Here is a 7,904-nt window from a genome sequence, read left to right as displayed (position 1 = left end):
ATAAATAACCATTGCGCTAATAGGCATGTTTTTCCATATCTGAGAGTTGGACTAGGGATAAATAACCATTGCGCTATCTGAGAGTTGGACTAAGGATAAATAACTATTCCGCTCATCGGTATAGTTTTTTTTCATATCTGAGAGTTGGACTAAGGATAAATAACCATTGTGCTAATTGGTCTGTTTTTTTCCATATCTGAGAGTTGGACTAAGGATAAATAACTATTCCGCTCATCGGGACAGTTTTTTTCCACCAAGCGATCGCGTGGTGGTGAAATATAGCAGGTCTGTTGCTTGATGCGATCCGCAGCCGAATAGCCTCAACCGCGCTTGCACCTTTGAGGTAAAAAATTCGTTACCTCACCCATATGAGAACTGCGTTTAATTTAACGGTGGATGAAGCCCAACATTTATTTGTCAATGTCCGGGAAATCGCATCCAGCGACTACCTAAAAAGGACATTAACCGAGTATCTCCCCCTTGCCAATGCCATCAATATGGAAAAGGCTCGTTCCGAACTTCTAATCGCGCCAATTTTACTCGAAGTCCGCCGGATTTTTAACGGAGAAATTGGCTTTTTTTCCGGGACGGAATTTGAAGTCGATCCGGAATTAGGACTGAACGGGTTTTGCGACTATATCCTCACCGCTTCCAGAGAACTGTACGAAATCCGCAGTCCCGTAGTTACTTTAGTCGAAGCGAAAAACGAAAATATCAAAAGCGGTTTAGGTCAATGTATTGCGGAAATGATTGCGGCCCAGCGCTTCAACCAGCGAGACGCTTTGGAATTATCGACGATTTACGGTGCGGTAACAACCGGGGCAATTTGGAAATTCCTAAAGCTGCTCGGTCAAACTGCATTTATCGACCTCGACGACTATTATATCACCAGTTATGAGAAAATTATCGGCATCCTCTGTCAGCCTTTTTTATCCCATTCAGCGTCTATCTAATCCCCGATGCATTCTTCTAGAAATTCTTCGCGATCGCACCCATATTTCACCGCTTTTCTCTCTTCCGGTCGGGCAAAATTCGGCAACTGATGCGGTTCAAACCCAAACTTTCTTTCAAACTTTAACCCCACTTTTTCCATCACGCGAATTGAGGGTTTGTTCGCCACTAATGCCCAGGCGACGATGCGCTTTACGCCCCATTCTCCAAACCCTTTCTTCATTAGCATTCGCGACCCTTCGGTAGCGTATCCTTTCCCCCAACTTGCTTGACGCAAACGATACCCCAACGCCATTTCCTCTGAAGTGACGAGATTTAATTCTACCGCAAAGTTACTATCGGTGGCGGGCATTAAATGAAACCACCCGATAAAGTCGCCACTGGATTTTTCCACCGTTGCCCAAATTCCATAATGTTCGTAGTAATCGTAGAATTTTAATAGCTTGGGTAAGAAATTCTCTTGAATATAGGATAACTCTACCGGATGTCCGCCATTGATATATCGCATGACTTCCGGATCCTGGTCGAGTTCATATAATAAATGGCTATCCTCTCGGGTGAAGTAGCGCAAAATCAGTCGTTCGGTTTCGAGAAAAATCCGCATGGCCGATGTGGTAAAAAATTCGAGTGATTGAGATTTCCTGACCCTGGGACGCTGAAACGCAAAAAGGCGCGATCTCCAGTTACCCCACCCCTCTCCCTGCCTAAATTTTCCCTATATATATGGCCGCACCTTTTCCCATGATAAAATCATACCAAAACCTGGCAGAATTGTCAACAATAAAAGCAGAAATTTTTTCTAAAAAAGGTGAAATTCCTAGACAACAACAAACCGCTTGCTTCTCGGGTCTCGGTTCAGTAGCGCAGAGGTTTTGGTACAGGTGTTCTCTCCTCGTCAACCGGATGAAGTGGGGAGGTGGCCACAGGCCACCCTACGGACGCCTGCAAGTTATTTTGCTGCACGGAGAGTTAGGTATTTTACGCCTAACTCATGTCGGGGAACACCTCTTGCAAGACGGGATGAATGAGCTGGTGTTGGTGTACATTCAACCCTTTAGCCAACCGGCCATCTTTTTCTAACGCTTTAACGCCAGAGTTAGCCAATTCCACCACATAAGGTAACGTGCTATTATTGAGTGCTTGCGTGGCCGTCCAAGGCACAGCTCCTGGCATATTAGGCACGCCATAATGGACGACTTCTTCCTCAAGATAGGTGGGATTGGAGTGGGAGGTGGGATGCAAGGTTTCCACACAACCGCCTTGGTCCACCGCCACATCGATAATCACCGAACCGGGGCGCATTTGGCCCACAAAGGAGCGCGGGACTAAAATGGGGGCGCGGCGGCCCGGAACCAGTACCGCACCGATGAGCAAGTCAGCATCGGACACCGCCGCTTCGATTTGTAAAGATTCGCTGTAAAGCAATTCCACCCGCGACCCAAACAAGCTTTCCAGATAGGCGAGGCGGTCTACATTGATATCTAAAATTTGGACTCGCGCCCCCATACCGACGGCCATGCGTGCCGCTTCCGTACCCACGACGCCGCCGCCCAAAACCACCACATGGCCGGGTTTGACGCCGGGAACGCCGCCGAGAAGGACGCCGCGCCCTCCTTGTTGGCGTTCCAGGAATCTCGCGCCGATTTGGATCGAGAGGCGACCGGCGATGACACTCATGGGGGTGAGCAGGGGGAGTCGCCCATCGGGAAGTTCTACGGTTTCGTAGGCGATCGCGCATACCCCCCGCTCGATCGCGGTCTCGGTCAGCTTGCGATCGGCGGCTAAATGCAGGTAAGTAAACAGCAGTTGCCCTGGTTGCAAAAACTGATATTCTGGCGACAAGGGTTCTTTCACCTTCACTACCAAGTCGCGATTCCACGCCGCTTTCGCCGTGGAGACGATCTTGGCTCCCGCCTGCTGGTAGTCTTCATCAGTGAAACCGGCACCCACACCGGCATGGGTTTCCACGAAGACCGAATGCCCGTTGTCTGCCAAAACCCGGACGCTACTCGGACTTAATCCCACCCGAAATTCCCGATCTTTGGTTTCTTTGGGAACGCCTATTTCCATTAACAACCTCTGAATAATCCTGGTTTATAGCTTAAATCAACAGATTCTAGAGACGTTGCGGTTGACTTCGGACCGAGCATCTCTACAATAGAAGACGACCAATCGTTAAGAATTGTAACTAACTGGCACCGCCATGACCGAACCGCAACCCACCGTTACCCCCAACCTAGAACAGCCGAAATTTGGCTTTAACAAGTATGCCGAGCGCTTAAATGGGCGAGCGGCGATGATTGGCTTTGTCCTGACCCTGGTAATTGAATACTTCACCGGGCAAGGGCTGCTTTCTTGGCTGGGTCTCAATTAGTTCGCGCCATCTCTGAGGCGAGGGAAAATGAGGGACTGTCTCGGGAGTCTCGATTTTCTCTCGTCATCTTATTTACGGGAGCGGCGATCGCCCGCTGGGGTAGCCGTGCAAAACCCCCAGAAACTCCCGATGCTCCGGAGAGTCTCTCTATACCAGACCCACTGGCTTGGAAGCGATCGCCTGTTTCCCCAGATTCACCCCTCCCGATCGATTTCCAGCCAAACCGTTAAAATTAAAGTAGCGAACGGGTTTGGAGAGCAATCCGGACTCGGGGGTCAACTGTAGGTTTTAACATTAAAGAAAAACTAGAAGCGAAGAAATCATGATGCACGCTGCATGGCTGAGATTTTTAAAGTCCGCCTACCGTCAAGAACCGATCGCCAGTTTTGTCGTGACTGTAGGAGCTGTTGATGCCGCGATCGGAGGGGTCGAGCAAAGCGCTTCTCTGTTCGGATTTGGGATTACGGTGGTGAGTTTGGCACTGGCGCTGCGGTGGTGGCAACTCCAGCGCTCTCGTCCCACGGAAACTGAAAAAGTGCCGGAGCATTATCTCCCTGCGAGTTCTTCTCGTCAGCCCTTACCGATGTTGATGTCTCATAAAAAACATCCCCCTCATTAAACTCTTGTCTGATGACGTTCCGATGAAACCCCCTATGATGGAAAGCCATCTAGCCGATCGCCCGTTGAAAATCGGTGAAGTGTCCGCAGAAGCTGAATTGCCCGTCAAGACCATTCGCTACTACGAACAAATCGGGCTGTTGGTCCCGACGGTGGAGCGATCGCCGTCGGGCTACCGATTGTTCGATAAAAGCGTCCTCAATCGATTGGCATTTATTAAACGGGCGCAATCTTTAGGACTGAGTTTGAAAGAAATTAAAGAAATTCTCCAGGTTCACGATCGCGGCGAGTTGCCCTGTGGGGAGGTCAAACAGCATTTAGAGGCAAAAGTTCGGGCGATCGACGAGCAGATCGAAGCGTTGGAAATGCTTCGCTCCCAATTGCAAGGGATTCTGCAAGGGTGGCAAGAACAACCCTCTGCGGAACGCATTGCCCATACGATTTGCCCGAATATTCAGCCTTAATTTCCCCTGGATCTGATTTCTCGATGGGACGCCTGGGTAGACTAAAGGCGATGTCAGCCTCTACCATAAATCTCGCACTGTTGCGGATAGTTTTTAGAACGTGACTCGTTTGCCCCTGAATCGTTTAGCCTCAACCCTGGTTCGTGCCTTTCGCCTTTCGAGAAATGCTAGTCGCGATCGCATCCTGATGGGGTTGGCGATCGGCACTTTTGCCCTGGGTGCTGCCCCGATAGTCGCGATCGGCAACAGCACAGCGCCTCTGACAAGGATCCCGCCTGTGGCTAACCGGGAATTTTCCAAGCCTTTCGCCACCGAATCCCTGTCGCAGCGCATTCTCCCGGTTCGCTTTTCCGGCGAATTCCCGCCCCCTGTTTCCCCTGCGGTTCCTTCTGCGATCGCCGCATCTTGGCAGAACCCGGAACTGATCCTCACCATCGAAGGGGAATCCGCTACCATTCAATCCCTTGCCTTCAGTCCCAATGGCAGACTGCTGGCGGTGGGCGGGGGCAGAAACGATCCGAAAATTGAAGTGTGGGATTTACAGGCAGAAAAACGAATTTATCGTTTGGAAGGTCATCAAATCCGCGTGCTGGCGCTTGCCTTTAGTCCGGATGGCAAAACTCTGGTCAGTGGTGGCGAGGGCGGTTTGATTAATGTCTGGGATCTCGAAACCGGAGAGTTACGCCATACGTTATTGGATCATTCTAGCCACATTCTGTCTCTGGCGATTACGCCGGATGGACGCAATCTGGTCAGTGGGGCGTTAGATGGAATGAAACTATGGGATCTCGGCGAAATGCAGTTGATTGGTTCTCTGGTGAAATTTCAGCCGATCTATGCGGTGGCTATTCGACCGGATGGGCGTCTGATTGCTGGCGGTGACGATGGGGGCAATATCACCCTATGGCCTTTGCTTCCAGAGAATGAAACGCCGATTTATGGCAATGCGATTGCAACGCCGTTCGTACAGGATCGGGGGATTACCACTTTGGCATTTACTCCGGATGGGGGCAGTTTGATTTCTGGGAGTTTGGACAGTCGGATTCACCGTTGGGATTTGGTTCGTGGGGAATCTATTTACACCCTGGTGGAACATAAGAGTTGGATTCGTTCGATTCAAGTGAATCCGAAGGGGGGGATTTTTGCCAGTGTCAGTCGCGATGGAATCCGGTTGTGGGATTTAAGAACGGGTGAGTTAATTGGGGTGTTGTCTGTGGAGTTGAATTGGGCGCAGACGATCGCTTGGAGTCCGGATGGTAACTCGATTGCTAGTGGGGGGTTAGACCGCTCTGTGAAGATTTGGCGCGGTGGCCCTCCGTTTGAGGCGGAGGATCCGGTGGCGGAATTGAGAATTGAGAATTTAGAATAACTCGGCAATTATTTGTGGAGGGTTGCCGATCGCCTTGTTGCCCTTGGGAGAGAATGGGCGATCGCGCCAGCCCTCTGGACATTAGAAAAAAGATGGGTTTCAATAGAAACATTATCACGGTTTTGTTATAGGAGGGGGATTTATGTCTGGCACTGAAAAACAGTACAGATTGGTGACTCGCAGTGATTTTGATGGCCTGGTCTGTGCGGTGCTGTTAAAAGAACTGGATAAAATCGACGAGATTAAATTCGTCCATCCGAAGGATATGCAGGATGGAAAAATTGAGATTAGCGATCGCGATATTACCACGAATTTGCCTTATGTGGAAGGCGTTCATTTAGCGTTCGATCACCACGAAAGCGAAACGATTCGCAATAAGGAGATAAAAGATAATTATATTATCGACCCCAAGGCTCCTTCGGCGGCGCGGGTAGTGTATAATTACTATGGCGGAAAAGACACTTTTGCCCATGTCTCTGAGGAGATGATGGCGGCGGTGGATAAGTCGGATTCGGCTCAATTCAGTCGCTCGGATGTTTTGACTCCGACGGGTTGGGTGCTGTTGAGCTTTCTGATGGATGCTCGCACCGGCTTGGGTCGGTTTAAAAATTTCCGCATCTCTAACTATCAGTTAATGATGGAGTTAATTGATTATTGCCGGAATCATACGATTGACGAAATTTTAGATTTGCCCGACGTGCGGGAACGGTTCGATTTATATTTCGACCAGCAAGAGAAGTTTAAAGACCAACTGAACGAGTGTTCCACGGTGCATGATAATTTAGTGGTCATCGATTTGAGAGACCAAGAGGTTATTTATGCGGGGAATCGGTTTACGATTTATGCGATGAACCCGGAGTGCAATATTTCGATGCACGTGATGTGGGGGCTGAAGAAGCAAAATACGGTGTTTGCTGTGGGTAAGTCGATTTTTAATCGTACTTCAAAGACGAATATTGGGGAATTAATGCTGGAATATGGCGGTGGGGGTCATGCAAATGCGGGAACCTGCCAAATTGAGAATGAGAAAGCGGAACAAGTGAAACAAGAGCTGATCGAGCGGATTACGGCTGCGGGTTAAATGCAATGAGGAGCGATCGCACTCGGATAGCGATCGCTCCTTTTGTGAGATTTTGGCTTGCGTTCACCCTATCTATACCAGCACCATTGGCGGTTGTTTAGAACCCCAGGGCTTTAGCTTATTGAACTTGACAGATTTGGTTTGCGGAGCGTCTTCGGCGCGGATCAGCATCGAGTCTGTAGAACGCACCATCAGTTCGCCCGCATCCAGAGACTCGCGCAACCGCCGCCCGGTTTTCCAGGCGCGATATTTCACGACACTCCAGCGCGGGTTGACGGGATATCCGGCAAACCCAGAACGCAGTGCGGGGAGGTTGTCCTTCGGCATGAGAGTTCCGACTAAAATTCCCTCAGCCAAATCAACCACCATGACGTTACCGTTGTTTTGTGCTTTGGACATCAATTTCACCTCCTCGCCACTAAAGGCCAAACGACTTCTATTGGCACCTTCAGTTTACATAAGATTACGATTTATTACAAATCGCGATCGAGTTTTTCCCTCATCTGGAAACTGGAGTGGCAAAGAGACGACAAAATTGCGATCGCTGTGACCACTCCCGCAACCGAGATGGAGATGCAGGCAACCGATGAAGTGTTTCAGCCTATGATTAGGTTAATCTACATTCTAACAGTTCTAAAATCCAGATGGCGATCGCCGCCATTTTTCCGTTTGACTCAATTCAAACCCAGTCTTTCCTCAATTTTTATCCGTAATTTCACGGAGATGATGCAGACCTGGTAACGGTGAAGAGGAAAACTTGACGGCGCAATTTGCTGCGTTTGTTTCCAGCGAGTCGGCGCGGGAATCGGAAGGAAAATGGGGAAAAATGATGAAGTTTTGATGAACAGAAGGGGATGCGATCGGCGCAGATGGCGAGGGGATAAATGGGAGGGGGTGGGGTGCGATCGTACCCCACCCCCTCCGACACAATGCACGCCTCTAACTGCGATAAATTTCCTGCAGTTCTTCCAGTGAATTAACGGTTTTGATGCCTTCTTGAATTGCCATCAATCGTTCTACATCGGAAAGAACCCGGATTTCCGGCAT

The 7,904-nt window shown here is 49.6% G+C and carries 11 protein-coding genes; 8 read left to right on the top strand and 3 right to left on the bottom strand.

Annotated features, from left to right (window positions below):
• Positions 1–368 precede the first annotated feature (368 nt).
• The gene (locus tag LKK83_RS27520; protein WP_324634653.1) at positions 369–953 is read left to right on the top strand and encodes a hypothetical protein; all 585 of its coding nucleotides are present in this window, start codon (positions 369–371) and stop codon (positions 951–953) included.
• On the opposite strand, the gene LKK83_RS27515 is transcribed toward LKK83_RS27520, so the two are convergent.
• Complete coding sequence (locus LKK83_RS27515) at positions 950–1,555, bottom strand: GNAT family N-acetyltransferase (protein ID WP_324634652.1); 606 nt, start codon at positions 1,553–1,555, stop codon at positions 950–952. The genes LKK83_RS27520 and LKK83_RS27515 overlap by 4 nt on opposite strands.
• A 380-nt stretch (positions 1,556–1,935) precedes the next feature.
• Complete coding sequence (ald, locus tag LKK83_RS27510) at positions 1,936–3,021, bottom strand: alanine dehydrogenase (protein WP_324634651.1); 1,086 nt, start codon at positions 3,019–3,021, stop codon at positions 1,936–1,938.
• A gap of 133 nt (positions 3,022–3,154) precedes the next feature.
• Here ald and LKK83_RS27505 point away from each other — a divergent pair, with 133 nt between their 5' ends.
• From LKK83_RS27505 to LKK83_RS27480, 6 genes are all read left to right on the top strand, one after another.
• On the top strand, positions 3,155–3,325 hold the full coding sequence (locus LKK83_RS27505; protein WP_324634650.1) for a chlorophyll a/b-binding protein: 171 nt from the start codon (positions 3,155–3,157) through the stop codon (positions 3,323–3,325).
• Positions 3,326–3,352: 27 nt separating this feature from the next.
• On the top strand, positions 3,353–3,610 hold the full coding sequence (locus tag LKK83_RS27500; protein WP_324634649.1) for a hypothetical protein: 258 nt from the start codon (positions 3,353–3,355) through the stop codon (positions 3,608–3,610).
• A 40-nt stretch (positions 3,611–3,650) separates the two neighbouring features.
• On the top strand, positions 3,651–3,944 hold the full coding sequence (locus LKK83_RS27495; protein WP_324634654.1) for a hypothetical protein: 294 nt from the start codon (positions 3,651–3,653) through the stop codon (positions 3,942–3,944).
• Positions 3,945–3,966: 22 nt separating this feature from the next.
• Positions 3,967–4,407 (top strand): heavy metal-responsive transcriptional regulator, encoded by a 441-nt coding sequence (locus LKK83_RS27490; RefSeq protein WP_324634648.1) that lies wholly within the window; start codon positions 3,967–3,969, stop codon positions 4,405–4,407.
• Between the two features lie 100 nt (positions 4,408–4,507).
• Positions 4,508–5,776 carry a WD40 repeat domain-containing protein gene (locus tag LKK83_RS27485; RefSeq protein WP_324634647.1) on the top strand — a complete coding sequence of 423 codons (1,269 nt, stop codon included), beginning with the start codon at positions 4,508–4,510 and terminating at the stop codon, positions 5,774–5,776.
• Between the two features lie 142 nt (positions 5,777–5,918).
• Positions 5,919–6,857: an exopolyphosphatase gene (locus tag LKK83_RS27480; RefSeq protein ID WP_324634646.1), complete on the top strand. Its 939-nt coding sequence runs from the start codon at positions 5,919–5,921 to the stop codon at positions 6,855–6,857.
• Between the two features lie 72 nt (positions 6,858–6,929).
• On the opposite strand, the gene LKK83_RS27475 is transcribed toward LKK83_RS27480, so the two are convergent.
• Entirely contained in the window at positions 6,930–7,256 is a 327-nt protein-coding gene (locus LKK83_RS27475; RefSeq protein ID WP_324634645.1) for a hypothetical protein, read from the bottom strand.
• Here LKK83_RS27475 and LKK83_RS27470 point away from each other — a divergent pair.
• A complete protein-coding gene (locus LKK83_RS27470) occupies positions 7,242–7,598 on the top strand; it encodes a hypothetical protein (protein ID WP_324634644.1) in 357 nt (118 codons plus the stop codon). The genes LKK83_RS27475 and LKK83_RS27470 overlap by 15 nt on opposite strands.
• The last annotated feature ends 306 nt before the right edge of the window (positions 7,599–7,904 follow it).

Source organism: Phormidium sp. CCY1219 (assembly GCF_035615515.1).
GTDB lineage: Bacteria > Cyanobacteriota > Cyanobacteriia > Cyanobacteriales > Laspinemataceae > CCY1219.
Note: the sequence above shows the minus strand (reverse complement) of the source record. Positions and strands in the feature narration are given on the sequence as shown.